Raw genomic sequence first — 25,924 nt, 5'->3', positions numbered from 1 at the left:
CTCTATAGTTCATGGCTGAATTATAGATTGTTTATACGATGCTTGTCAATTGTATCAAACTAAATTTGAAGAGACCTCAACCTCTGGATGTAGATTTGAAATGGATAAATTAAATCGGAGAGTGGATGCTTATTTTAATTGGAATCATATTGTGAATATTGTGTGACGGATGGTAAGATTGTAGTATCATAAGATATACAATATATGGAAGAGTAGGTGAGACACTGTGAAAACGACAGATCCTTACGATCCAGATCAGAGGAAGAATAATAGACCTAATCACAAACTTCATTATATAGATACGAAGCCTGCGATGATGAAGGAAAAAATACATCTTTCTATTGCTGCGTTTATTTTAGTAGGTGTAGTGGTCATATTGTTAGAGTGGACTTAGCCAAACACACTATTATTTAATAATTTTATTTCAAAATAATGTTTAAACAAGGATTACGTATATGTCATTTAAGGTATATAATATAGAAGTAGGGTATTGGAACATTTATATAAGTAAGAAAGTGATTTTTTTCAACAGAACTTATTTATAATTATAAATGATTTATTGAATTGTAGTTGATTTATTTTGTTAGTAATGCTAAATTAATTTTATTAGCTATACTAAATGTTTTTGGCAGAGGCATTCATTTGAGATTGGAATTATGGTTTTGAATATATGAAAAGAGGTAATTTGGATATGAAAAAAGGAATCGTCGGCGCTTCTCTTCTGGCTATGGTGCTTGTTGCATCACAACCATTAACAATGGCGCACGCTGCAGATGCAATCCCAACTCCAGTAGTGACAGATACAACAGCAACACCAGCATCACAATTAACGATCTCTGGAGCAGGCGAATTGAAAAAGCTTGATACTTTGGATCTAAATACAGTTATTAATTTAGCATTAAATGATTCATACAATCTAGCACTTCTTCAATTAAAATATAAAGTGTTGGATCAACAAAATGCGAGCCTAGGTGTGAACCTTGTTGATTTGAACAACAGTTTTAATATTCAAGCAGGTAACGGATCTCCTGTATTGCATGTTCCATCTGATAATAACAGTGGTACAGATTCAGGTGTAAATGGTGACGATCCACAAAGTGGTTCTGTTACTACGGTAAGTCCTGCATTAAAAGCAGCGAACACCGTTAGTGCTCAAGCAGATGAACCTACTCCAGCACCAACAACTGACAACAGCGGATCTGGATCTGCTGGTGCAGCTGCAACTGATCCTGCTGATCCCGCAGATCCTGGAACACCGGCTCCTGAACCATCCAAACCGGATCCAAGTGATGCTTATGAGCAACAATTGAAAGAACTTCAAAATGCTGTAGGTAAAATTTCGGATGGACTAAACAAAAGTGCAGCAGCTCAAAACACACAACTTGAAACTTCTCGTAAAACATTAGAGAAAAATATCAATAATTTGGATACCCAAAAAGAAAATACTGAACTTCAAATTAATGAAGCTAAAGAAGGCATCAAACTTGGAATGACAGGTCAATATGTACAGTTATTGGCAAGTCAAAAACAAGTCCAATTGTCTAAAGATTATATCGATGTATTGACTCGTGATGTACAACGTGCTCAGACATTACAATCTCTAGGATCAGGTACACAAGAAGATATCGATAAAGCTAATCGTGCTTTGTTAGCTGAAAAAGATAACTTAACGAATCTTGAAGATGCATACCAAAAAGCATTAATCACTATTTCTTTCGATCTAGGTATTGAATATAATCCAAATATTCAATTAACAGATATCGATGTAACTGTAGAACCAGTTGCTAAGAAAAATGTAGATGCGATCCTATCTTCTTCATACCAAGTACAGACGCTTGCTAATGGCATCGTTCAAGCTCAATGGGAAGAAGATAATCAAGATAAAAATGCAGCTAATAGCTTTGATGAGCAAGCAACCAAAGCAAATACTGAAATTGCTAGACAACAATTATCTCAAGGCAAAATAGATTTGGCTAAATCTATCGAATCCAGTTACACAGATGCAGATACAGCATACAAAAGTGTTGTAACAGCACAACGTACAGTAAGTGATGTAACATTGGATAATACCAATATGCAGATTCGTTACAATGCTGGTGTCGTAACAAAATATGATTTTGATAAATTCCAATATCAAGTGCATGTCGATCAAGTGAAACAAGACTTGGCTAAATTGCAATTCTATGTACAACAAGCTAAAGTACAAGCAATGGAAAATGGATATATTGCAGCTTCTTCTAGTTCTGCCGCTGCTGGTGCTTCCGGTGGCTCATCTGCTGCTAGTGCAGGCTAAATCAGTATTGTTTTCAAATAAAAGCCTATCCTTTTAGTACAGGATAGGCTTTTTCTTTTTTGCTTATTCAATTGAAATAAATCCTATACATATGATAGAGTACTAAGCTTCAGAAGCTCCTTCTGTCCATTCGCTTAATTTGCGATCAGAGGGAAGTAAGAATGTAATGACTCCAAGTAGTGGTAAAAAGCTGCATAACTGCATAACAGGTGATATACCAATTTTATCAATCCAGTTACCCACAATCAATGCACCAAGTCCGCCTAATCCAAAAGCAAGCCCTGTAATTAATCCAGATACAGTACCGATTTTGCCTGGAATCAACATTTGAGCATAGACGACAGTAACTGAAAAGCTAGAAATAAGAACAAAACCGATCACAGCTAGCAATACACCGCTCCAAAATAAATTAGCATAAGGCAGAATTAAAGCTAAAGGAGCAGAACCTGCCATGGATACAAAAATTAAATTTCGTTTACCAAAGCGATCAGCTAGTGTTCCACCAAAAAAAGTACCTAAAGCTCCAGCTGCTAAAAAAAGGAAAATATAAATCTGCGCATCGCCCACACTTAGTCCAAAACCTTCAATCAGATTAAAGCTGTAATAACTCGCAATTGACGATGAATACCACGAACGTACAAATACAAGTGAAATCAAAATAATCATCGCAAAAGCTATTCGGTTTTTCAGCTCAGGACGTATTTTTCCAACGTTACGATGTTTTTTAGCAAAGCTTTCACTACGAATCGTGCGTCCATACCAGCGTGCAATAAAGATTTGCACAATAATGCCTGCGGCTGCCACTCCTGTGAATCCGATAGCACCAAATTGACCATAAGGCACAAAGATCAAAGAAGTCAGCAGGGGAGCCAGCGATTGTCCTGCATTCCCACCGACTTGGAAAATAGATTGTGCTAATCCTCTTCGATTGCCTGCTGCCATATGAGAGACTTTAGAACCTTCAGGGTGAAAAGTAGCAGAGCCCAAGCCAACAAACACGACTGCTAATAAAACAGAAGAATAAGAACTTGCATAAGCAAGTAATAGCATGCCTGTAAACGTAAATCCCATTCCTATCGGTAACAATGCAGGCGTAGGGCGCTTATCTGAAAAGAGTCCTACAACAGGTTGCATAATCGAAGCGGTAAAGTTAATTGCAAAAGCGATCCAACCAATTTGCGTATAGCTAAGACTCATTGTTTCTTTCAAAATAGGAAAAATGGCTGGAATGACTGACTGCATCGAATCATTAAATAAATGAACAAGGGAGATCGCAAGTAAAACCCCGAATATGGTCTGATTCGCTGTAGAACCGGGAGAAGCATTGTTTATCTTTTTGGTGAGTGATGGCAACGACATGTTCGTAATACTCCTTTTTTCAGTATGATATACACGCTGTAACGCAAAAAAACCTTCTAGTTCATCACTAAAAAGGTACTGAGTCCAAAAAAGAATCACACGGCGATCATCTTTTCTGTCTCGGTCCCAAACAGGATCAGAGCAGAAAATAAGGTAAAGTCAGCTTGAATGGAAAATACATATGTATTGTATAGCTATTTGTAAAGCTAAAAGTACCATTCGGATCTACCGATATCGTCTTTTTATCAGTATATCAGAAATGATATACAGGTTCATTCTAGAAATCAAATAAAATAAAACGTATCTACATCTACAAGAAAGTAGACATAGATACGCAGAATATAGATCTGATGCATTTAAATATTGAGCAATCTAGCTATTGTTTGCGGTTTGAACAGTTTGGCAAGTTCTTCTTGAGCTGTTAGATAGACCATACCATTTCCTTCTAGACGAGGAGAATCACCGAGAGGAATCGTACGTTTGATCAATTGCGCATAAAGCTCAGGTTCTGTTAACTCTCGCTCAAAACTTTGATTTGCGATGACTTTGATCAATGCCATCGCACCGGAGACATGTGGAGTAGCCATAGACGTTCCGCTAAGTGTGGCATATTTGCCATCTAAATACGTAGATAATATATTTTCACCAGGGGCAGCCAAATCTACTTCATTATTAGAATTAGAAAATTCAGAAGACTGGCGGTTGAGGTTAATGGCGCCTACACTAATGACTTCATTGTAGTAACCCGGATATCCGTATTCATCTGTATTTGAATCGTTATCACCTTCATTACCGGCAGCACATATGACTAGAATATTGTTATTCACTGCTTTTTGAATCGCTTCATGTAATTCAGGCACATCCTCAGGGCCACCAAGCGACATCGAAATAATATCTACTTTTTGCTCGATAGCATATAGGATTCCATTGATAATCCAGTCGATTTGCCCGGAACCGTCTTTATTTAACACTTTTCCGATCAGTAAATTTACTTCTGGAGCTACACCGACAACACCTGTATTATTTTGAATGGCTGCAATTGTGCCTGCTACATGAGTACCATGACCATTATAATCTTCATAGATATCAGGGTGACTCTGATCATCGTCTGTAAAGTTACGCCCGTTGCGAATCCGTTCTTGCAGATCAGGATGATGAGTATCACAGCCTGTATCGAGGATAGCGATAGTGACACCTGCACCTTTGGTGATATCCCAGACCTTAGGTGCTTGAATCATTTCTACACCAGTAGGTGTTTCGGTGACCTGTTCTGCATGAGCAATCACTTCATAAGGAATAATACGCATTTTACGTTCCATGTTTTGCCCTCCTTCAAATCATATCGGATCAGATCAACAACAATAAAGCTTGAAAGCTTACTTGCATGAACGAACGATAAAGTAGGACGGAAGCATAAATCAAAAGGATATATTCGAATATAGATACAGTGTAACAACAATACATCATCCAACACAGTTGCTATAGCCTTAGAAATACCATTTCTTTTATCAATAAATATACAAAAATTGTTAAAAAATGACGAATAAACATACAAAAAAAGAGCCTACCGATTCTTATTAAAAAGAAAGGTAGGCTTAGTATAGGGAGGGTATAACAGGTATTTCCTAAAAATATCATCAAACACTAAAAAGTGTGTTGATTTAATAAGCACCTTCAGCAGTCATTATATCGCGTTCCAAGTTCGGAGCTTCCAGATTAGCTTTTAAATAATCTTGATCATGTGGAAGAGCTAATTGAAAATCTTCACTGCTACATACTGAAATTGTGCAATGATCCACAATAAAGTCTAATACGTGACCACCACCATTACGTTCATCATTGATAAAGTGTAAGTGATATCCAGCCACACCAATACCTTGAGCAAATGCTGGTGTCCAGAAACCTGCAATCACTCCGCCTGTATTTGGAAAGTGGAAAGAAGGCTGTGACTTGGTCACTTCGATAAATGGTTTGTACGGTTTTTCTTGATGGGGAACGGTTCGTGTATTGACCTCACGGAACTGCCCATCAATACGAATCGCATGAAAAATATTAGGGCTCGCTAATAGATCATCTAATACTTTTTCCAATTGTTGACGGTTTAACGTACGATTGATTTGGAATGTTTTTTCCTCTTTGAAAAAAGTGACAGTAGAGAACGGTGTACTTTCTTCCATACCGACTTGTTTGGCACTACCATCTGGATAAAGATGATAAAATTTACCGTCAAAAGCAATCATTTCACCATCCAGTTGATGAAAAGTACCGATCCCAAAATCACCGTGTTTTTTGAGTTCACCAAAAGTGACTGAACCATCATACATACCACTGAGTAAAGCAATCATAGTTGAAGCTTGATAAATCACGTGATTTCCCATTTCGGTCTAGCTCCTTTTTTGAATAAAATCCAATCGATCTATTGTTCTAAATAAAAGATGTTTATCTCATAAGTCTAATTAGTTGATCGCATCCGGTAATAATTTCTCGCCTAATTTGATATTGTCTTGATAATCGATCGGTACATCAACTACAACAGGTCCTTGATGTGCCATCGCTTGGCGAAGTACACGTTCTAATTCTTCAGGTTTGTTAACTCGTAGCCCTAGAGCACCGAAGCTTTCAGCATATTTTACAATATCGACTTTACCGAAATCGACTCCGGAAGTACGACCGTATTTCATGACTTGTTGAAAAGCAACCATATCGTAAGCTCCATCACGCCATACAATATGCACCAATGGAGTATTCAAACGGACAGCTGTTTCTAGTTCCATCGAAGAAAATAAGAATCCACCATCACCCGAAATCGAAATCACTTTCTCATTTGGACGAACCAATGAAGCACCAATCGCCCACGGCATCGCCACACCTAACGTCTGCATACCGTTACTGAACAATAGGCGACGAGGTTCGTAAGAACGGAAGTAACGTGCCATCCAAATGTAATGGGAGCCAACGTCGCAAGCCACAGTCACTTCGTCGCCGATCATTCCACGTAATGTTTTCATAAATTCTATCGGATGAACCCGATCAGGATGAGAAGAGTGGAATCCTTGACCATCTTGTTCTAATTTGTGATGTAAGCGTGCAAGCACGTCAAGAGACTCGGCAGGAAGTCGCAACCCCTCCAAGTGTGTAGCTAAAGCTTGTATATTCAATGCAATATTACCGATCAATTCGCTTTGTGGTTGATAATAATGATCAATATCGGCTTTGCGATTATCTAGGTGGAACACCAATCGTTGACCTTCTTGATTCCATAAATGAGGATCATATTCGATTGGATCATAGCCGACGGTAAGCACCAGATCAGATTGCTTGAGTAGTAGATCGCCCGGCTGATTACAGAACAATCCTACTCGGCCTAAAAAGTGTTTTTCCAGATCACGCGAAATCGCGCCTGCCGCTTGGAACGTTTCTACTACAGGAATATCGGTATCACGAATCAAATCACGAATCGCTTGCGTCACTTCAGGGCTACTTGCTTTCATCCCTAGTAAAATAACGGGTAATTTCGCTTGGCGAATCGCTGAAGCTACTTCATCAATCAAATGAGTCGGTGCTGTACCCAATTGAGGAGTATGCATCGTATGGAAATTGAATTTTTTGGCTTCACTCACCAATACATCCATCGGTAGACTAACAAAAGCCGCGCCCGGTTGAGAAGCAGAAGCTTCACGAAAAGCATTCGTGATCGCTTCACCTACATTGTTAGGATGTTCGACTTCTACACTGTATTTGGTTACCGGTTCGAACAAGCCAGCATTATCCATCGATTGGTGAGTACGTTTGAGGCGATCTGTTCTGGAGACTGCACCTGCAAGAGCAACTACGGGATCACTTTCGGCATTTGCTGTCGCAAGCCCTGTGACTAGATTAGATGCGCCTGGACCTGAAGTCACTAGACATACACCAGGTTTCCCTGTTAAACGACCAATAGCGGCTGCCATAAAAGCAGCATTTTGTTCATGACGACATACGATTAATTCAGGACCGCGATCTTGTAGAACATCAAAAACGGCATCAATTTTGGCCCCTGGAATCCCAAATATATATTTAACCCCTTGAGCGATAAGGCTATCGACAACTACATCAGCACCTGTGGTTACCTTTGTTTTCGCTACGTCGGTTGGATTCGTTGTTTTAAGTTTGGTTTCTGTACTCAATCTGTCCATCTCCTTTTCTGTGTATGAAAATAATCATTTTCTTTTCTGTACTTTCTTGTAAGTATGGAAAAGAGTACATAACCTATTTTATTCCCAAATAAAGTAAAATCAACTGTTAAAATTTGAAGTATTGATATGGAAGCGATACCATTTTTGGATGGAAAAAGAACAGAAAATCATAGGATATAATTATAACGATATTTACAAAAACGCTTTCGTAACAATGATTTGAAATAAGAAAAATGTATAAATACCAGATTGTTGATCTTCAAATAAATAGAAATAGAGCCTGAAATAAAAAGTGATTGATAGCTATCTTAGAAGTATGAATATAATCAGAAATGTAGCTATAAGTACAAGTGGAGGATTATTTGAAAAATAATATAGATAAATTTTATATTCAAATTGTTATATATAAAACAATATAATATCTAAAGACAAACCAGATTGTTCATAACCATATTACGACTATAGGGATAGGCTTTTATCTAATTATAGAAATGAACAGAAGAGCAGAAAGCAAAAAAATTAATCATAATTTAGAAAGAAAATATTTTTAGTATATTTTGTGAACAACATAAATCGACAAAAATAGCAATCGAAATATACTTGATTTGTGCCAATTAGGATGGGATTAGATTGGGTCGAACTTATGATTTCATACCGTACTGTATGAAATATATAGCGTATATAACAAAAAAAGCTAACGTAGTGACACGTTAGCTTTCTTAATCTATCTATAGATGAACGATGCAAAATAACAATTAACGATTATCAATGGTCTCAGGATACATATCATGGTTCATCATACGGTGTTCAGCCATTTGCTCATACTTTGTTCCTGGCTTACCGTAGTTGGTATATGGATCGATAGAGATCCCGCCACGTGGCGTGAATTTACCCCAGACTTCGATATAACGAGGGTCCATTAATTTAACAAGATCGTTCAAAATAATATTCATACAATCCTCATGGAAATCACCATGATTGCGGAAGCTGAATAGGTACAGCTTGAGAGACTTACTTTCTACCATTTTCTGATCAGGGATATAACTAATATAAATCGTTGCAAAGTCAGGCTGTCCTGTAATCGGGCAAAGGCTTGTAAATTCAGGACAGTTAAACTTAACGAAGTAATCACGATATGGATGTTTATTATCAAAATTTTCAAGAATACTTGGATCGTATTCAAAATTGTATTTGGTTCCTTGATTGCCAAGCAGTGTTAAATCTTGCATTTCATCGGGTTGTCTTCCGGACATAGAAATTAATCTCCTCTAAATATATAGTTACTTTCATCGTACTTCTTCTAGCGTTTTACGCGAAAAAATAGGGTATATCATGTTCTGCTAAACGCCGCGCTTATTGCCCCATACCAGAGTGTGCAATTGCGGTAAAATACGAGCATCGTTAAAAGCAGGCATATCCATCGCTTGATCAATCAGCCACTCATAACGCTTCAATAAAGAAGCTGCAATCTGATCATCGGCACTGGTCACATCAGGATTACCTGTCTGTAAATAAAGCAGTACATTTGGATAACGTAGATGCACTTTCTCTGCATAAGCCAGATCCTGTTCATCAAAGATCACAACTTTGAGGCTAAACGAATGAGCAAACTGTGATGTTCCCGCATAAGAAAGAGGTGCTTCTTGTGCTTGCGCTGTATAGCGACTGATCTGATTGTGCTCCAGACGGCGAATAATATCATCTAACATCTCAAAATTAGTGGTCATTCCAGAACTTGGTGGCTTCGGTGAAATGGTGACTTCATTAATGTCAGTCAACCAATCTTGCCATTTGGAACCTTGTGTTTCGACTGCGGTACGAATCCCTTTTTCACTTAGCAATTGTACCAGTTGTCCCAATTGAGGAAGCAGAGCAGGGTTACCGCCTGAAATCGTGACATGGTTAAAACGATCTCCACCAATGTCGAACAATTGAGCATACACTTCTTCAGCACTTAGACGCATAATCTGATCTTTGGCACTACCATCCCATGTAAAAGCAGAATCGCACCAGCTACAACGATAATCACAACCAGCCGTACGCACAAACATCGTTTTTTGCCCGATCACCATTCCTTCACCTTGAACGGTAGGTCCAAAAATCTCAAGTATTGGAATCGGAGCGATTTTCGGTGTATGAGGGTGTTCGGAATGATCGTGATTATCTATATCTGAACCTGCTAATTGATTGGCTTTAGCGATTTGTTCGGCGTTCACTTTAAATGTTGTACTCATGCTTGCATCCACTCCCGTCTTGCTTCTGCATAACTGGTTGGTGTCTCATACAATTGTACAAATTCTACACGTCCGCCTTCGACTTGCCCTGCATAAGGTTCGCTTTGCAGTGCTAATTCCATTTGTTCATATAACCATACGACCATATTTTCAGCCGTTGTATTCATTGGAGGCAACGTTTCATTGAGATAGCGGTGATCAAGAAAGGGTTCGATATGAGCTTTCCAGATGTTTTTGATATCCCCAAAATCGACTACGATCCCGTTATCACTAGGGATACCGCTAATACCAAAAATCACTCGATACGTATGACCATGCAAATTCATACATTTGCCTTCATAAGCATGTAAATGATGCGCTGCATCAAAGGTAAACTCTTTATTGACAAGCACCCGTCTACGATGGTAGCGGAGCTGTTCGTGTTGAATATCTGTACCATACTGTTGCAACTTCTCGACGATACGGAAAGGTCCCGGTTGATTCATCGACGTGCACCCTCAGTAGAGTCATTGGATTGTTCACGTTCTGCAAGATAACGATCCAGTCCAGCTTGACGTAATTTACAAGCAGGGCATTCTCCACAACCGGAGCCTATAATACCGTTATAGCAAGTTAACGTTTTTTCACGTACATAATCAAAAGCACCTAATTGATCTGCCATTTCCCATGTTTGAGCTTTATCGAGCCACATCAAAGGAGTATGAATAACAAATTGGTGATCCATCGACAGATTTAACGTTACATTGAGTGATTTAACAAAAATATCGCGACAATCTGGATATCCGCTAAAATCGGTCTCACAGACACCGGTAATGATATGACGTGCTCCTTTTTGTTTGGCCATAATCGAAGCAAAGCTCAAAAATAACAAATTACGTCCATCGACAAATGTACTTGGTAATTCGCCTTCTTCGTGGGTAATATCAATATCCGAACGAGTCAATGCATTAGGAGCCAGTTGATTGAGTAGACTCATATCGAGAATCGTCTGCTCAACACCTAATTCTTGTGCAATTTGAGTCGCTACTTCGATCTCTGCACTATGGCGTTGACCGTAGTTAAAAGTCACCACTTCTACTTCAGCAAATTGCTCTTTTGCCCAGAACAAACAGGTTGTACTATCTTGGCCACCACTGAAAACGACGACCGCTTTTTCATTTTTAAGCATAAAAAAATCTCTCCATTTCCTTAAGGGGATATCAAGACACTAGCACGAAGACCACTTGCTTAGAAAAGAAATGATCTGCATCATTCTAATCAGCAAAACGTTCAACACCCTATATCTTGTTGTCCTTCGGGAAGAAGAGAGTTCCATGAACCTGTCCAACAAAAAACAAACCTCATATCAATGCTAAAAAAGACAGAGTCTTCTTTTGAAATACACGCATTGATCAGGATTGATAGTTTTTTATAGAGGGAGTTCGCGAACCTCTCCCGCGTTGCTCTGTACAGAACTACGATTTCTACTTATATAAAGAAGAAAGGAGTCTGATCAAGTACAACTACGGATTATCTTCTGTTCAGGATAAAACTTGAAAAACTGCTTCGTTAGTATAGCATATTTGTAGACAATGATGCATGATTAGAACTAAATAATTTATAAAGATATTGAAGGAGGTTAAGCTTATTATTCACGGTATAGGACATATTACATTTTCTGTAGCTAATATGGAGCGTGCGATGACTTTTTATATTAATGTATTTGCTGTTCAGCCGTTACTGGTTAAACCAAAGACTGTTTATTTTGAAATAGCCGGTATTTGGTTAGCATTGAATCTACAAGAAGACATACCAAGACAAGAGATTCATCAGTCATATACTCATATTGCTTTTTCGGTAAAAGAGGAAAATTTAGATGCTTTACGAGCTAGACTTCAAAGAGCAGGTGCAACAATAGAAGAAGGACGACAGCGTAATCCAGAAAGAGAAGGACAATCCATCTATTTCCGCGATCCAGATGGGCATTTACTAGAGTTCCATACAGGGACGTTAGAACAACGATTGGATTATTATCGAACATAACTAAGATTCTAAAATAAAGAAAATTTTAATATCAAAAGAGAATAGAATTATTCAGTAAGGAGTTTATGAATGAGTTCTGTCAAAGAACAACCTGTTGGAAATTGTTGTGTATGCTCACGAGGATGGGTTATCTTTTGTTAAAGAAGTTTTCGATATAGGTTGGTCTAAATATATTGATCAAACCATGTTACAATAAAACAAACAACTGATTTTCATCAATAAAGGAGAATACACAATGAATATCACGATACGTAATGCTCAATTGGAGCAAGTGCCTGAGCCAGACAAAGGCTATATTGGCAAAGTGGAATTAGTGGTCGAGGGGCATGCTGAACCGTATGAAGTAACTCTGTTCACCAAGCGTGGCAAAGAGTGGGATTATAGCTTGCACTTTCTAAATGAACCGGGCAAAGAAGAAGAAATTCTAGCGCTGGAAACACTTATTAGTGAAGATGATGATACGTTTGATCGTATTATTGATGCGGTTTGGGATTTCTATGAAGCGAATGAAGAACATTCAACTTCTGAGTAAATGATATAAACCGTACTGAAAAGTAGCTGGTATCCGTCATGGTTAGACAGGATATTAGCTATTTTTTGTTATTTTTACATGAAAAGGAGTTATAAGACTTGGCGGAAAGGGTTATTATAGGATAATATGCAAATGAAGAATACTGTACTCTTCATATATCTAACAACAGAAAGTAGGAATTCTAGGCCGCATGATTTCATGCCGCATTGATTGCACACATCGTAGCTGATTATAGACACAACAGATCGAAGGGAGATGTATGATGATCGGTTTTTTTCGCAATAAAACAGTACCTTTAGCAGATCAATGGACACGCCTCAAAGAAGCAGGAATTGCAGTGAATGAGGGAATCAGTCTCGAACATTTAATGAATGGTCAAGATAAAGCGTGGTTTGAAGAAAAGCCTTATGTGCATCTATTAATTGCACTCGGAGGTCAGACACTGATCGAGGAAGAGTGGGTTAATCATACAAACAATATTTGGTATGTGGATCTCAAAGCTGTAGATAATACAGATATTTATACTCAACTGGCTGAACGTATGGTTCAAATGACAGACGGAGCGCTTGAAATGAAGCATATTCGTAGTTGTGTGGATCATGAGAAGCGTAATGTATTGTTTTCTTTTATCTATCATGGAGAACGTATCGAATGGAATTTGGAATATAAGAATGAATGGATTGATAAAAGCTTTTTCGATTATATAATTGCGCTTGATCGTAAACGTAATCCTGAAAAACAATTTGTAGCTAGTCCACAAGACCATCATCTATTAATAGCGTATATTGATCAGAAGCAGTTCAAACAGCTCAATAAATGGGTCAAACCAGAGTTCGAATTATGGGATCATGGAGCTCGATAATCACAAAATGGATCGACTGGCTACCTGATTGGATAAGGTATGCTAATCGATCCATTTTTGTATAGTGGACTATTTAATAAATATGCCTCCAAAAGGAATCACTTCGCGCAATACGCGTTTGAATAATCCATCTCCTTGCAAATGCTTTTCCAATTCACCGCTATCGTGTCCGCTTTGGATCAGTACGGAGCCACTACCGATCATCTGCCATTGATAATGCATATGTTGACTGGCAAGGTGGTTACCATAGACACTTAACTTCAATTGAGCATTTTCTGGATACGCAAGTAGACTACGAGCATCAACATACAGTGGTTCTGTAGGATGAAGTTTCATTTCCACCACAGCCCCTTTAGTCAAAATACCAATCTCACCTTCACCGCTAAATTTAACTTTGATGGCATCACGAGTAATCAGCATATTTTTGAATTGTAACAGTCGGGTCTGCATTTTGATACCATCGGTATAATAAAATAAATGACGAAAATCATAGAGCAGATCACTGCCACCACTAATCGGAATAGGCATTAGATTAAAGCCAGGCGGAAGAGAAGCAATAAAGCGACAGGCTCCTGTAAAATCGGCTCGAATCAGATTCCGTTTGCGGTACATGCCTTTGACATCCATAAAGCGATCGCTACGTCCTCCAGAAGGACCGGTATAAGCAATTACTTGTCCGGGATGCAGCATATGCAGTTTTTCAGCTTCACCGAGTACGATCGTAACCGCTTGACCGGACGCGGGCATTTTAGTTGATTGTTGCCATTCCAATTGCAAAAGGATTCCTCCTGAAATGTATACTCAAATTTGTACGGGCAGATAGGATGATCTATTCTATCGTTGTTAACGACGACGTAAGCCAAAGCGGATCAGACGGGTAGATACAAAGAAAAGGACGACTATCCCTATAGCAGTAAAGACTAATGCTTTCCAAAAGCGAGCGCTTTGTGCACGATTAGCATCAGATTGTTTGAGTTGTTCTACTGTTTGAGCAAGTAGAGCATTTTGTTCAGCCAAACGAGCATTTTCTTCGCGATACGATTCTATATTGGATTGCGCTTGGTTAAGTTGAGTCTGAGCTTGATCGAGCTTGTTGAGTGCTTGATCATAGCCTTCTTTTAACTGATTGACTTCCTGGGGCAAATTCGTAAAAGTCTCAATCCCATTTTTGTAGTCTTCCCACCAACCTGCATGGGCCATTGTCTGACTGCTGAATACTCCAGACAATACTAACAATAAGACCAAAAATGTGCGTAACGGTTGAGTCCTTTTTGACATCGTAATCCCCCTTCCATATAAATAGCTATTGTGTACCTATTCATCATAATAGATATACCCTAATATTACATGGTTTAGATACAAAAATACATTTTGATCTGTACTTTATCATGTATTCCAAAGAAAAATAGTAGAAAAGTACAGATCAAATGTTTAGGTTGGAAAATATATGGGTAATACTAAGACAGGCTGAACAAAATAAATATTCTGGTTACACCACATACACCAAGAAGATTAACTATACTAGGAGTGAAATATAATATGTACAATTCAAATTTTGATAACAATTACAGAAAGATTCAAATTACAGTAAATGGCGAGCCTGTAGGCGATGGTCTGGTACTAGATCGTATCACTTATGCTCCTTTACGCGAAGAAGACGACAAAGCAGATAAAGCAACTCAACATAACGCTATATCTTCTATCTAAATACAACTTGTATACAAAGTATCACCGATAGACGCGGAGATCCACGACCCGCGGCTTTTTTTATATCTAAAATAGTGGCTATCGAACGGATATAGAGAGATATAAGCCGGATAACTGTTTTTTCGATCTACAGGAAAAATAGCTATACGGTTTTTTTATAAATAAATATTGAGTTATATTTGGTATCTGCTACGTATCTATTATAATAAGTAAAACAAAGTATTAATTATGGATTGAAGGAGCTCAATACGATGAACACTATGGAGAGTCAGGCTGAACTGGAACAAGCGTTACAACAGATCAAAAAGTGGGAAAAAGATCAAGGCGGCATTATGTTTTGGGACAAATTGGGACGTATTCCTTTTATGATTCTGGACAAAATGACACCGAAAATGATTCGTAACAAATTAGGTGTAGTATTAAATGAATTAGGACGTTTTATTCAAAGTGGTGGAACCTATCTTATTTCATCCAAAGCGGTCATGCAGCGTCTAGCCAAAGAACAAGGGCAAGCGGATCAAGAGCTGACGATAGCACAAGCTTCTCAATTGCCTCTTCAAGTGATGAACAAAACAGCAGATTCTTTATCCAAAAATCGCTCCAACTGGGCAGCACTTCAAGGCGCAACGACAGGCATTGGTGGGATTTTTACCATTTCAGCCGATATTCCAGCAATGATCGGAATGTCACTCAAAATTCTGCAAGAGATTGCTTTATGCTACGGTTACGATCCTAAAGATCCCAAAGAACGTTTGTTTATTATGAAATGCCTGCAATTTTCTTCTTCTGATATCGTTGGCAAAAAATCAATCCTATCCGAATTGTCTGATTTTGATCATGCAGATACGTCCAAAGAAGTCTTTTCCCAAATGAAAGGATGGCATGAAGTCATCACCACTTACCGTGATAATTTTGGAATCAAAAAATTATTTCAATTGATACCTGTTGCAGGAATTGCTTTTGGTGCATTTACCAACCATACAGCACTTGAAAGTGTCGCAGAAGCAGGCAAAATGTTATATCGCAAACGTCGTGTTCAAGAACGTCTGCAAGAATTACAACAAGCCGACTCAACTGCTACTTCTTTAGAAAAAATGTAACTGAATAGATACGATCACATCGATTCTATTTTACCTATATCGCTAGCTTATAAGTATAAAAAAAGACAAGCATTCTCCTTTTGAACATGGAGATGATGCTTGTCTTTCTCTTTTATACAAAAGCGAACATACGTGCTATAATGAGGGATGCATAGTCTCGCCTTGAATCGGTGAAAAGTGATTCGCAAACTGTACAGGTAACGAAGTGGATGCTGCCCAATTCGCTTGATCCATCACTTGAAAATGGATATGAGGTTCGCTGGAATTGCCAGAATTACCACATTGTCCGAGAACTTGACCACGCTTCACCGTATCACCGACTTGAACATCAATCGAGTGTTGTCGGAAATGAGCAAGCATACTATATTCACGATCAGCATGTTGAATGATAACGTAATTGCCAGCAGGTTGCTGTTCATTTGTTGAACCTACAGGCTTGTTATCAGCAATATTGTTCACCACTTTAATGATTTTGCCATCAGCGGGTGCAGTCACAGGTCTACCAAAAGCAAAGTAACTTTTGTTCTTTTTCGGATTGCCTCGATAAGAAGATCCGTTCTGAGTCACGATTAGATCATAAGCATACCGTTGATTAGGATATTCATAATGATAATTGACCAGTGTATTCGAACCACCCCAGACCACTTGCCAATTTTGCTGAACAGGTGGGCTAAATATCGTCTGTGTCTGAATATGATCGGTTGCCGGGTGCTTTTCTAGATCATTTACACGTAATCCTAAAATCGTATGATCTGGATAATCAGGAAGTTGATCTGCAAAGACAGCAACGATTCCACGGCGTTGTTGTTCATCGATCCATACTTTTCGAATCGTATGATCTTGCTTGAGTTCGGATATTGATTGATAACCTTGTGCACCATCGCTAAAAGAAGAGATCACTTTTAAAAAAGTATCCCATGAGACTTCTTGTTTGAACGCTTGTGAAGTCTGCGAATAAATTTGCTCATAATTGCCTTTCATTAATTCATTGGTAAGATGATCGGGATGAATCGGATATTCAGATGTATCACTAGGAGTGACACGTACAGATTGTGAAGTTTTAGTTTTATGCATAAGATGTTCTCCTGACTGTATGGTAAAAGATGACGTAGCTACAGATGAAGAAGCAAGATGATCTGGATTACAACTGGTAAGAATAAGACTCATAAGTGAACCATATACAGTGATACGGAGCCATTTTGATAAGGTTCCCATAGTAACGCTCCTTTGAAAGATGGTAAGAAAAGGTTTTTCTATTTTGAACTATTGGTTTGTTTACAGCTATTTTACTATGGATTAGAAACATAAAAAGATGAATAGCAAAAAATTAACATTCACCGAACAAAATAAATCATTCATTTACAAAACAACAAGAATAACTTGATGGCTCGGCAGAAAGGAAGATTTTTGTATTATGATGGGTAAATCGCATTTTATTATTAGTACTGGAGTCACTGTTTCTTTGATGACACTTGCAGGTATACCTGTGACATCAGCAGCTGTTGTAGCAGCGGCTGTTAGTTCTTTATTACCCGATATTGATGAGCCTAATTCACTACTTGTATCCAAAACATTATCTGAACCTCTGTTACGTGTATTGCAGACGGTTATGCTTGTAGCTGTTGTGTGGATTTTGTGGAAAGGGTTATTTGGAATGCCGTGGGATATAGGGATCGCTGTAGCGGTGGTCTTTATCGCTTTTTTACCAGTACGTTCGTTACGCAAATTTGTAATGTTTATGATTGGTGTCGGTATGATTATTTATGGTCGAGACATAGCTCCGTGGAATTATATGGCGGGATGTTTGCTGATTATTTGTACATTTTTACCACACCGGGGATTAACGCATACGATTTATGGAACAGCCGCATGGTCAGCATTGTTATATGGAACAACTGCTCATTTAGGGAAAAGTATCTGGATTGCAGGTGGAGTCTCTTATTTTCTACATTTATTGGCCGATTCGCTTACAAATCGAGGAGTGAAGTTATTGCCTCCTTTGAAATGGAGATTGCGTTTTAATCTAATGAGCACAGGGACTAAAAAAGGAGATAAATTTGAAAATATCTGTATAGTACTGACACTTATTTTGCTTGGAATTGTCTTTTTACCAAAGTTATCAGGCTAGAACGAAAAAAAGTATACACAATCATAAAAGAATCATGCAGGAAGTTCCCTCTGTATCGCTAATTGATATAGTAAGCACGGAATCTATGAATAAGCGACAGGGGGAAAAGACAATGAGTGAGCAACCGATGAATGAACAAGAACGTGAAATGATGGAAAAGCTGATGGAAGTACAGGGTGGAGTACATAATTACAGCAGTGAGGAATCTTGGGTTAAGCCAGAAGATCCGTACATTTTGGAACGATTAGAATGGTTCAAAGATCAGAAGCTAGGGCTGATGATGCATTGGGGTCCTTATTCGCAGCTCGGCGTAGTCGAGTCCTGGGCGCTTAGTGATGATGATGGTGATTGGTCAAGAGACGGCATCGATTGGCAATCGGATAAAGAAGAATTAAAACGAGAGTATTTTGATCTCAACAAAACATTTAATCCGATTCGCTTTCAACCGGAAGTCTGGGCAGAACTTGCGGCAGAAGGTGGATTCAAATATTTAAATTTCACAACTAAGCATCATGATGGATTTTGTATGTGGGATACGCATACAACAGATTATCGTATTACAGGAAAAGATACTCCTTTTCACCAGCATAAATATGCCGATATTGTAGGTAATGTGTTTAATGCTTTTCGAGAAAAAGGGTTAGCGATCTCTGCTTATTTCTCCAAAGCTGATTGGCATACTCCGTATTACTGGGCAGATGGCATGGAGCGCGGACAAGATTCATGGCGTGGACCTACGTATGATCCTGCTGAATATCCGTGGTTATGGGAAAAGTTTGTTGAATTTACACATGAGCAGATTTTGGAGTTATTGACCAAGTACGGACGAATCGATGTCTTGTGGTTAGATGCGGGTTGGGTTAGACCGGGCAAAGGTAATCAAGATATTCGTTTAGGTGAAGTGGTAGAAAAAGCGCGGGAACAGCAACCGTGGTTATTATCAGCAGACCGTACAGTAGGCGGCGCCTATGAAAATATCGTGACTCCTGAACAGACGGTTCCTGAGCATGCGATGTCGATTCCTTGGGAAAGCTGTGTCACGATGGGAACTTCTTTTTCTTTCCGATATGAAGATAAATATAAATCGGTACGTGAATTGGTGCATATGTTGATGGAGATTGTAGCCAAAGGTGGTAATCTAGCATTGAATGTAGGGCCACAACCCGATGGACGTTTGCCAGAAGGGGCTATCGAGCGCATCAAAGGATTAGGCGCGTGGCTCAATATATATGGAGAAGCAGTCTATGGAACACGTAGTGTTGCGCCAGTCTACACACAAGGTTGGGCATTTACAGGTAAAGCTGCTCAGAAGACAGTCTATGCTACTTATTTATATACCAATGCAGCGATGGTGATTCCATCTACGATGAGTATCCCTTATATGGAGCAGATCGACAACATCGATTTGTTAGGCGAAGAAGTGATTGAAGGGCTAGACTTTGAACAAAATGAAGAAGGTATTATTGTGACATTGCCTGAATCGATCACCGATGTTACGACTGCACCAATCGCTCATGTATTTCGTATTCTACAATCATAAATTAACAATGAATCTATATGACAAAAAAGAGTGGTTATCGCAACCACTCTTTTTGTTGGGCACAAAATAAACGTAAAAGCGCTAAAAAGAACGTATGTTCGATTAATAGTCAAAAAAATAATACATCTCTGGTGGGATGCCTGTTCGTTTGGCAAAAGCTTCGGTCGTTTCTCCGATCCGTTGCTCTTGCCCGGCAGTCAATAGTGTAATCGCAAAATAGTTAGCTTGTCTTTCTAACTTACCCGGCCAAAAATAAGAATGTTCTTCTAAAAAAAAGCGATTAATGCCTTTATGCAACCGATCATGTCCAAGTTCATGTGCACATACGAATCGCTGCCATTGATCCGAAAGCCCTTCATTAATAATAATAAAGCGTCGTCTCAATTTTTTGTAGTATAAACCTTTGGTGGATTTACCAAGATCCATGTAGCGAATATGTATGCCGAGCGCTTCAGCAATTTCAAAAGGGCAATTCGTTTTATATTTGCGGACCAGATGAGCTGCGTTCTCTTCCATCGTTACAAGCCACCTCCGAGCGCTTAATCGAATAAGCGCGACTTCTTCTAGTCTGATAAGAAAGTGATTTTGGCAAAGCAAAACTTCTTTCAATGAAGCGCTTGGCAGTAAAAGCGCATTTTTCTATTGATATAATTGCTTACTATACATTAGATAAAGTGTTTACTTGGATGTAGAATCGTCGGAAGAAAGAGGTTTACGTTTATTCATATGTTTGGCTTCCCAGAACAAACCGGTTAATACATCTTTGATCCGTTGCTTATCTTCATCATCCAGTGGCACTCCATCAAACATTAATTCACCATCTTCCTCTAACATCTTTTTAAAATCTCGTTTATCGCGCGAGCTTGCCCATTCGGGGATTTGCTCTGCTTCTTCAGGGCGCAGATAACCTGCCTGATCCATCATTTCGGAATAAGAAACAGCCAGCGCTTTCGCTAGCTTTTCGATCGTTTGCGGTTTGGGCACACCACGTCTACCATTTTCGATTCGCGAAATTTGTGAAGTGCTGATGCCGGCGATCTCTGCCAACTGATTAATACTCCAGTGTTTTTGCTCACGTATTTGTTTCAAATATAGACCAAATGAAAGATTATCCACCGACAATACACCCTTTCTATAGGTACACTTGCGAAATATTCAATGAAAGTAAGAACACTTATAATATACCCTAGTATTGCCATTAGGTAAACATTGTCTTTTACTTCTTTGCCAAAAGGTATGGGTTTGTAAGAAAAAGCGAGATAATGTATCCTTTTTGCGCAAAAATCGCTTTATTTCCGGTTTTACCAATATTCTCCGGTGTGTTATTGTAAAAATATAAAATACGAACAAAATACGAACAAGATCAATAAATTGGAATTTATAATGATTTATTGATTGGAAAAAGATGTTTTATTTCTTGATTTATTGCCAAAAGGTAATGAAGGGAAAACCACTTTTATTGCCAACTGGTTGTATCTTTTCACTGTCTTTCTACTTTATATCTATACTAACCCTATTAAAGGAGTGTTACCTCATGAATTTACTTACTGCTTTGCCTGAATTAGATCGCCGTCAAACACGTACTGCTGTAGAAGCTGTATTTGAAAAATATCGGATTTATAAAACTATCACTTTTGAAATGCGTGAAACGTCGATGACCGCTTCTTATCAAGAACGGATGCATGGATCAACCAATGTAACTAGCGATTCAACTGCGAATGCAGCTATCTATAATGTAGATACTCCTGCGGCACGACGTGCCTATTGCGAACGAATTGAAGCCATTGTAGAGCGCTTAGGCGAACGTGAACAATTACTATTAAAAGAAAGATACCTCAAACACGATGATGTATTCGATTATAAAGTGTACAGCTATCTGTTCGATCCACCGATCAGCAAAGATACGTATGTTAAAGTAAGAACCAAAGCTTTTTACAAAATGGCATTAGCGCTTGCCGATACAGGCATGATTAAGTTAGATGAATTGATGCCTAAAAAAAGTCGTACACGCCGAAGTACAGAAGTTCCTTATAGTTCTTAATCGTTACATCGTTGATATAGATTAATTCAATCATGTTCATGAAGATAAAGAGCCCAATGCTAAAGTGGAATAGAACTTATGTATTGTGTTACGTTTAGACAGATATCAATAGAAATGAGGCGTAATGATGAGTCTAAAATCAAAACCTGCATGGTGGATCAAAGTCGCAACAGCATCCGTATTGTTTTGTGCAGTCGATATCGTACGTTCTCGCAAAGTAGTCAGCCAGCCTTTTTCCAATACTGTAGATCCATCAACAGACGACGATCTGGCGAAATGAATAAATATCCAATCCTATATCAATTGTCCAAAACGTTTGCTTACGAGCAAGCGTTTTTTTGTTTTTCTCTTATCTGTTGGACTTTATCTTCTATAGAAGAAAAGCATTTCTAGAGGCGTAAAACCCTTTGTAAAGTCGTTACTATCCGCAAAAACCAAGCGTAGCAAGCCCTAACCTAAAAGCTCTTCTTTTTACCGCCGTAAGTCATCTATTAACCGTCTTTTTTTCGTCCGATACACCGTCTCCATTAGGAGAAAAACGAGGTAAGATTGTATTATCGGAAATGAAGCAAAAGGAACACCGCAGGAGCATGAATGCTCCAGAACCCACTGCCTAGGAAAACGGCATGCTTGTTATCAGTACTATAGATAAAGCTAAAATAGCGGTGTAAAAATTCCTTATTTCATTTCCGACAGTTTATAACCGAAGGAGGTGAGCATCCTTCTCGGTAAAGGAGGAAAAGAATTATGGATGCACAAGAAGTCATCCATCAAGTACAACTGTCTTTGACAACGAAATTTCCTAATGTACCGTTCTATCGTGCGGATCAGCATGAGACAGAGCAACCACGTATTGAATATCGCTTAGTCTCTGTGGATTTTACTAGAGAGCGTAGCGATCGCTTTGTACGTATGTATACATTAGAAATTCGTTATATTCCTAAGACAGGCGAATCACCTGATTATCAGACTGAATCTTTATTTGAAGCTTTAGAAACGATTGGACATGAAGATACTTTGTGTCGTGCTAGTGAGCTCCGTTGGGATACAGATGATGGAATACCTCGTATGAGAGTTAATTATCCTGTTCGTACAGTTAAACCACCATTACCAGGTGTATTAATGGGAGAATTAGATCAGCATCTTCGAGCTGTACCACAACGCTGAGCGAATATAGCGAAATCGTTCATTAAATAAAGATATAAAGGAGAACTTTTTATGCCAACAGAAACTACCATGTATCGAAAAGAACAATTTATGCAGGCAAGTCAGTTTACACGTTTAGAAAAAGATGTATTAGAAGGCCTTTTGGAAGATGGAAGCAACTATACGATGGAACAAGCAAAAGAACATTTAAACCAATTTATGAATGAGGAGGCCAAATAAATGGCTGGTGGAACATATACTACACAAAATAAAATTCGTCCAGGTGTCTATATTAATTTTGTATCAGAGGGTCAATTACCAGGTACTTTAGGAGAGCGAGGAACAGCAAGTATTGCTTTGAATCTTGACTGGGGCGCTTCCAAAAAAATGGTAACTATTGTAGCAGGTGATAATACTCAAAAAACACTGGGCTATGATTATACTTCTTCTCAAATGATGTTGATTCGTGAAGCGCTTAAACGTGCACAAAAATTGATTGTCTATCGTCTAAATGATGGAGAAAAATCAACAGTTAAAGCAGGTGTATTGACTGCTACTGCTCGTTATGGTGGTATTCGTGGTAATCAATTAACAATTACTGTCGAAAAAAATATTAACAATGAGACTTTATTCGATGTTAGTACTTTGCTAGATGGTTCTAGTGTAGATAAACAAACAGTAAGTAACGCAAAAGAACTGGTAGCTAATGATTATGTTGTATTTGCAGGCGAGGGTGCTTTAACAGCTACTGCTGGGGCTCCATTGGTAGGTGGTACAAGTGCAGCAGCAACAAATGCTGATCATACTGCTTATTTGGCAGAACTGGAAGCATTGGAATTTCAAACGGTTGGTTTAATTTCGGATGAAGCTTCACTTAAATCGGTTTATGCTGCTTATATTAAGCGTCTACGTAATACAGAAGGTAAAAAGGTACAAGCTGTTCTTGCTAACTATCCAAATGCCGATCAAGAAGGAGTAATTAGCGTAAAAAATGGTGTTGTGCTTACAGATGGAACAGTACTAGATGCTAAAAAATCTGTAGCATGGGTAACAGGAGCAACAGCAGGAGCGGCAGTCAATTCTTCCTTAACCTATACAGCATATGATGATGCTGTCGATGTAAACGGCAAATTGACACATTCAGAAACAGAAGCGGCATTGCAAAAAGGTGAATTTGTATTTACGGCTGTGAATGATCGTGCTGTAGTTGAGCAGGATATCAATACCTTTGTATCCTATACACCTGAGAAAGCACGTCATTTTGCTAAAAACCGTGTTGTACGCGTATTGGATAGCATCGGTAATGATATGAAGCGTATTTTCGAATCGTACTTTATTGGTAAAGTAAACAACAATAACGATGGTCGTAGTCTTTTCCGTTCGCAATGTATTGCATATCTAGATGATCTGCAAAATATTGGTGCAGTTCAAAACTTTAATGCCCAAACTGATATTACAGTGACTGCTGGCAATGAAGTAGATAGTATTGTTGTTGAATTAAATGTACAACCAGTAGATTCCGTTGAAAAAGTATACATGAAAGTGAAGGTGGTTTAAGATGACATTCTTAAAAGCAAAAGATACCATTTCAGGGCAAGAAGGACGCGCATTTGCTACTATTAATAATCAGGTAGAAGAAATGTTTTATATCAAAACATTAGAAGCTACGGTAGAAAAGCAAAAAGCAGAAGTGAAAACATTAGGTCGACGCGGAGTACAGCATAAAGCTACAGGATGGTCAGGTTCAGGTACAATGACCATTTTTTATATGACTTCACGTTTCCGTCAAATGATGTTGGATTATATGAAAACAGGTGTAGATACGTATTTCGATATTGAAGTTACGAATGAAGATCCTACATCTAGCATTGGATATCAAACTATTACTTTGCGTGATGTTAACTTGGATAGCGTAATTATGGCTTCGTTGGACACAGAATCAGATGCGCTAGAAGAAGAAGTAGCATTTACGTTCGATGGTGTAGATATTAATAACAAATTTGGTACGCCTGCTCTATAATTGATTAAATTAATACGGATAACAACTTATTAATAATATATAGATAGATGCCTGATCTTCTAGATGAATGATTCTTCATGGAATCCTATTCTTAAGAAGATCGGGCTATTCTATATTCTGTTATGAATCAACTAAACTATTACCTAACTTTCAGGAGGAATTATTCATGAGTGAATTAAGCTTATTTTTTGCACAAAACGTATCATCTGACGTGGTAGAAGAATTTATTGTATCTTCACGATTTAAAGACGCAGAAGGGAAAGCTGTATCTTGGAAATTGCGTAGCATGAACGAAGATGAGAACCAGGAGTGTCGTAAAGCCGCTACACGTAAAGTCAAAGGGAAAAACGGAGTATATACACCCGAAATTGATCCTAACGAATATATGGCTAAATTGATGGCTGCTAGTGTAACTTACCCTGATCTTAAAAATTCAGATTTGCAAAAATCATATGGTGTATTAGGAGCAGAATCATTACTTCGTAAAATGTTATTACCAGGTGAATTTGCAGCTTTGGGTGAACGTGTACAAGAATTGAACGGTTTTAACCGCGATATGAACGAATTGGTAAATGACGTAAAAAACTAATCAAAGAGGGCGACAGTGAAGCAAATTTTGCCTACTACGCCCTCCACGAACTCAACATCCTTCCACATGATCTGATGAAGATGTCCCTATACGAACGTGCCGCTATCTATGCAATGATTTCTATTCGTGTAGAAGCGGAAAAGAAGGCTCAGAAAAAAGGAAAGAGGCATTAGTGT

28 protein-coding genes and 1 riboswitch are annotated in these 25,924 nt (G+C 38.5%); of the genes, 15 read left to right on the top strand and 13 right to left on the bottom strand.

What is annotated here, in order from left to right; genetic code table 11:
• Positions 1 to 670: 670 nt before the first annotated feature.
• Complete coding sequence (locus PaeCFBP13512_RS02790; protein ID WP_137220989.1) at positions 671 to 2,293, top strand: TolC family protein; 1,623 nt, start codon at positions 671 to 673, stop codon at positions 2,291 to 2,293.
• A gap of 102 nt (positions 2,294 to 2,395) precedes the next feature.
• Here PaeCFBP13512_RS02790 and PaeCFBP13512_RS02785 read toward each other — a convergent pair whose 3' ends face one another.
• From PaeCFBP13512_RS02785 to queC, 8 genes are all read right to left on the bottom strand, one after another.
• Positions 2,396 to 3,652 (bottom strand): MFS transporter, encoded by a 1,257-nt coding sequence (locus tag PaeCFBP13512_RS02785; RefSeq protein ID WP_137220987.1) that lies wholly within the window; start codon positions 3,650 to 3,652, stop codon positions 2,396 to 2,398.
• Between the two features lie 356 nt (positions 3,653 to 4,008).
• A complete protein-coding gene (locus PaeCFBP13512_RS02780; protein WP_137220985.1) occupies positions 4,009 to 4,971 on the bottom strand; it encodes a S8 family peptidase in 963 nt (320 codons plus the stop codon).
• 342 nt (positions 4,972 to 5,313) lie between these two features.
• Positions 5,314 to 6,030 carry an acetolactate decarboxylase gene (budA, locus tag PaeCFBP13512_RS02775; RefSeq protein ID WP_137220983.1) on the bottom strand — a complete coding sequence of 239 codons (717 nt, stop codon included), beginning with the start codon at positions 6,028 to 6,030 and terminating at the stop codon, positions 5,314 to 5,316.
• A 78-nt stretch (positions 6,031 to 6,108) separates the two neighbouring features.
• A complete protein-coding gene (alsS, locus tag PaeCFBP13512_RS02770; protein WP_137220981.1) occupies positions 6,109 to 7,827 on the bottom strand; it encodes an acetolactate synthase AlsS in 1,719 nt (572 codons plus the stop codon).
• A gap of 755 nt (positions 7,828 to 8,582) precedes the next feature.
• Positions 8,583 to 9,080, bottom strand: a complete 498-nt coding sequence (gene queF, locus PaeCFBP13512_RS02765) for a preQ(1) synthase (protein ID WP_069329139.1) — start codon at positions 9,078 to 9,080, stop codon at positions 8,583 to 8,585.
• Positions 9,081 to 9,167: 87 nt separating this feature from the next.
• Positions 9,168 to 10,061 (bottom strand): 7-carboxy-7-deazaguanine synthase QueE, encoded by an 894-nt coding sequence (gene queE / locus PaeCFBP13512_RS02760; RefSeq protein ID WP_137220979.1) that lies wholly within the window; start codon positions 10,059 to 10,061, stop codon positions 9,168 to 9,170.
• A complete protein-coding gene (queD, locus tag PaeCFBP13512_RS02755) occupies positions 10,058 to 10,546 on the bottom strand; it encodes a 6-carboxytetrahydropterin synthase QueD (protein WP_137220977.1) in 489 nt (162 codons plus the stop codon). Before queD ends, queE begins: the two co-directional genes overlap by 4 nt.
• The gene (queC, locus tag PaeCFBP13512_RS02750; RefSeq protein WP_137220975.1) at positions 10,543 to 11,229 is read right to left on the bottom strand and encodes a 7-cyano-7-deazaguanine synthase QueC; all 687 of its coding nucleotides are present in this window, start codon (positions 11,227 to 11,229) and stop codon (positions 10,543 to 10,545) included. Before queC ends, queD begins: the two co-directional genes overlap by 4 nt.
• 226 nt (positions 11,230 to 11,455) lie before the next feature.
• Positions 11,456 to 11,499: riboswitch (PreQ1 riboswitch) on the bottom strand.
• Positions 11,500 to 11,687: 188 nt separating this feature from the next.
• Between queC and fosB the strand changes: the two genes are divergently transcribed.
• The 3 genes from fosB to PaeCFBP13512_RS02735 all read left to right on the top strand — a co-directional run bounded on the left by fosB (position 11,688) and on the right by PaeCFBP13512_RS02735 (position 13,477).
• Positions 11,688 to 12,083: a metallothiol transferase FosB gene (fosB, locus tag PaeCFBP13512_RS02745; RefSeq protein WP_441343315.1), complete on the top strand. Its 396-nt coding sequence runs from the start codon at positions 11,688 to 11,690 to the stop codon at positions 12,081 to 12,083.
• A 235-nt stretch (positions 12,084 to 12,318) separates the two neighbouring features.
• The gene (locus PaeCFBP13512_RS02740) at positions 12,319 to 12,615 is read left to right on the top strand and encodes a hypothetical protein (protein ID WP_137220971.1); all 297 of its coding nucleotides are present in this window, start codon (positions 12,319 to 12,321) and stop codon (positions 12,613 to 12,615) included.
• Positions 12,616 to 12,877: 262 nt separating this feature from the next.
• Positions 12,878 to 13,477, top strand: a complete 600-nt coding sequence (locus PaeCFBP13512_RS02735; protein WP_137220970.1) for a hypothetical protein — start codon at positions 12,878 to 12,880, stop codon at positions 13,475 to 13,477.
• A gap of 69 nt (positions 13,478 to 13,546) precedes the next feature.
• Here PaeCFBP13512_RS02735 and PaeCFBP13512_RS02730 read toward each other — a convergent pair whose 3' ends face one another.
• Complete coding sequence (locus tag PaeCFBP13512_RS02730; protein ID WP_137221427.1) at positions 13,547 to 14,224, bottom strand: AIM24 family protein; 678 nt, start codon at positions 14,222 to 14,224, stop codon at positions 13,547 to 13,549.
• Positions 14,225 to 14,320: 96 nt separating this feature from the next.
• On the bottom strand, positions 14,321 to 14,755 hold the full coding sequence (locus PaeCFBP13512_RS02725; protein WP_137220968.1) for a hypothetical protein: 435 nt from the start codon (positions 14,753 to 14,755) through the stop codon (positions 14,321 to 14,323).
• Positions 14,756 to 15,016: 261 nt separating this feature from the next.
• Between PaeCFBP13512_RS02725 and PaeCFBP13512_RS23340 the strand changes: the two genes are divergently transcribed.
• Both PaeCFBP13512_RS23340 and PaeCFBP13512_RS02720 read left to right on the top strand, forming a co-directional pair.
• Positions 15,017 to 15,184, top strand: a complete 168-nt coding sequence (locus PaeCFBP13512_RS23340; protein ID WP_175425112.1) for a hypothetical protein — start codon at positions 15,017 to 15,019, stop codon at positions 15,182 to 15,184.
• A 251-nt stretch (positions 15,185 to 15,435) separates the two neighbouring features.
• Positions 15,436 to 16,284, top strand: coding sequence for an EcsC family protein (locus PaeCFBP13512_RS02720; RefSeq protein WP_069326183.1), 849 nt, complete (start codon positions 15,436 to 15,438; stop codon positions 16,282 to 16,284).
• A 135-nt stretch (positions 16,285 to 16,419) separates the two neighbouring features.
• Here PaeCFBP13512_RS02720 and PaeCFBP13512_RS02715 read toward each other — a convergent pair whose 3' ends face one another.
• The gene (locus PaeCFBP13512_RS02715) at positions 16,420 to 17,499 is read right to left on the bottom strand and encodes a M23 family metallopeptidase (protein WP_137220966.1); all 1,080 of its coding nucleotides are present in this window, start codon (positions 17,497 to 17,499) and stop codon (positions 16,420 to 16,422) included.
• A 199-nt stretch (positions 17,500 to 17,698) separates the two neighbouring features.
• Here PaeCFBP13512_RS02715 and PaeCFBP13512_RS02710 point away from each other — a divergent pair, with 199 nt between their 5' ends.
• Complete coding sequence (locus PaeCFBP13512_RS02710; protein ID WP_069326182.1) at positions 17,699 to 18,412, top strand: metal-dependent hydrolase; 714 nt, start codon at positions 17,699 to 17,701, stop codon at positions 18,410 to 18,412.
• Positions 18,413 to 18,524: 112 nt separating this feature from the next.
• Positions 18,525 to 19,952 (top strand): alpha-L-fucosidase, encoded by a 1,428-nt coding sequence (locus tag PaeCFBP13512_RS02705; protein ID WP_137220964.1) that lies wholly within the window; start codon positions 18,525 to 18,527, stop codon positions 19,950 to 19,952.
• 102 nt (positions 19,953 to 20,054) lie between these two features.
• Here the strand turns inward: PaeCFBP13512_RS02705 and PaeCFBP13512_RS02700 are convergent, their stop codons facing one another.
• Positions 20,055 to 20,468: an ImmA/IrrE family metallo-endopeptidase gene (locus PaeCFBP13512_RS02700; RefSeq protein WP_069326180.1), complete on the bottom strand. Its 414-nt coding sequence runs from the start codon at positions 20,466 to 20,468 to the stop codon at positions 20,055 to 20,057.
• Between the two features lie 162 nt (positions 20,469 to 20,630).
• Positions 20,631 to 21,068, bottom strand: a complete 438-nt coding sequence (locus tag PaeCFBP13512_RS02695) for a helix-turn-helix domain-containing protein (protein ID WP_069326179.1) — start codon at positions 21,066 to 21,068, stop codon at positions 20,631 to 20,633.
• A 418-nt stretch (positions 21,069 to 21,486) separates the two neighbouring features.
• Between PaeCFBP13512_RS02695 and PaeCFBP13512_RS02690 the strand changes: the two genes are divergently transcribed.
• The 7 genes from PaeCFBP13512_RS02690 to PaeCFBP13512_RS02670 all read left to right on the top strand — a co-directional run bounded on the left by PaeCFBP13512_RS02690 (position 21,487) and on the right by PaeCFBP13512_RS02670 (position 25,748).
• Positions 21,487 to 21,993, top strand: a complete 507-nt coding sequence (locus tag PaeCFBP13512_RS02690; protein WP_137220962.1) for an ArpU family phage packaging/lysis transcriptional regulator — start codon at positions 21,487 to 21,489, stop codon at positions 21,991 to 21,993.
• A gap of 127 nt (positions 21,994 to 22,120) precedes the next feature.
• Positions 22,121 to 22,273 (top strand): hypothetical protein, encoded by a 153-nt coding sequence (locus tag PaeCFBP13512_RS23160; protein ID WP_161594193.1) that lies wholly within the window; start codon positions 22,121 to 22,123, stop codon positions 22,271 to 22,273.
• Between the two features lie 467 nt (positions 22,274 to 22,740).
• Positions 22,741 to 23,160, top strand: coding sequence for a phage tail terminator family protein (locus tag PaeCFBP13512_RS02685; RefSeq protein WP_137220960.1), 420 nt, complete (start codon positions 22,741 to 22,743; stop codon positions 23,158 to 23,160).
• A 51-nt stretch (positions 23,161 to 23,211) separates the two neighbouring features.
• Complete coding sequence (locus PaeCFBP13512_RS23335) at positions 23,212 to 23,379, top strand: hypothetical protein (RefSeq protein WP_193555930.1); 168 nt, start codon at positions 23,212 to 23,214, stop codon at positions 23,377 to 23,379.
• A complete protein-coding gene (locus tag PaeCFBP13512_RS02680) occupies positions 23,380 to 24,696 on the top strand; it encodes a phage tail sheath family protein (protein ID WP_069326176.1) in 1,317 nt (438 codons plus the stop codon).
• 1 nt (position 24,697) lies between these two features.
• Positions 24,698 to 25,159 (top strand): phage tail tube protein, encoded by a 462-nt coding sequence (locus PaeCFBP13512_RS02675; protein ID WP_069326175.1) that lies wholly within the window; start codon positions 24,698 to 24,700, stop codon positions 25,157 to 25,159.
• A 166-nt stretch (positions 25,160 to 25,325) separates the two neighbouring features.
• A complete protein-coding gene (locus tag PaeCFBP13512_RS02670) occupies positions 25,326 to 25,748 on the top strand; it encodes a phage tail assembly chaperone (protein ID WP_069326174.1) in 423 nt (140 codons plus the stop codon).
• The last annotated feature ends 176 nt before the right edge of the window (positions 25,749 to 25,924 follow it).

The organism is Paenibacillus sp. CFBP13512, assembly GCF_005233705.1.
In the GTDB taxonomy this organism is placed as follows: domain Bacteria; phylum Bacillota; class Bacilli; order Paenibacillales; family Paenibacillaceae; genus Saccharibacillus; species Saccharibacillus nuruki.
The sequence above is the reverse complement of the archived record's forward strand: the minus strand, read 5'-3'. Positions and strand labels throughout refer to the sequence as shown.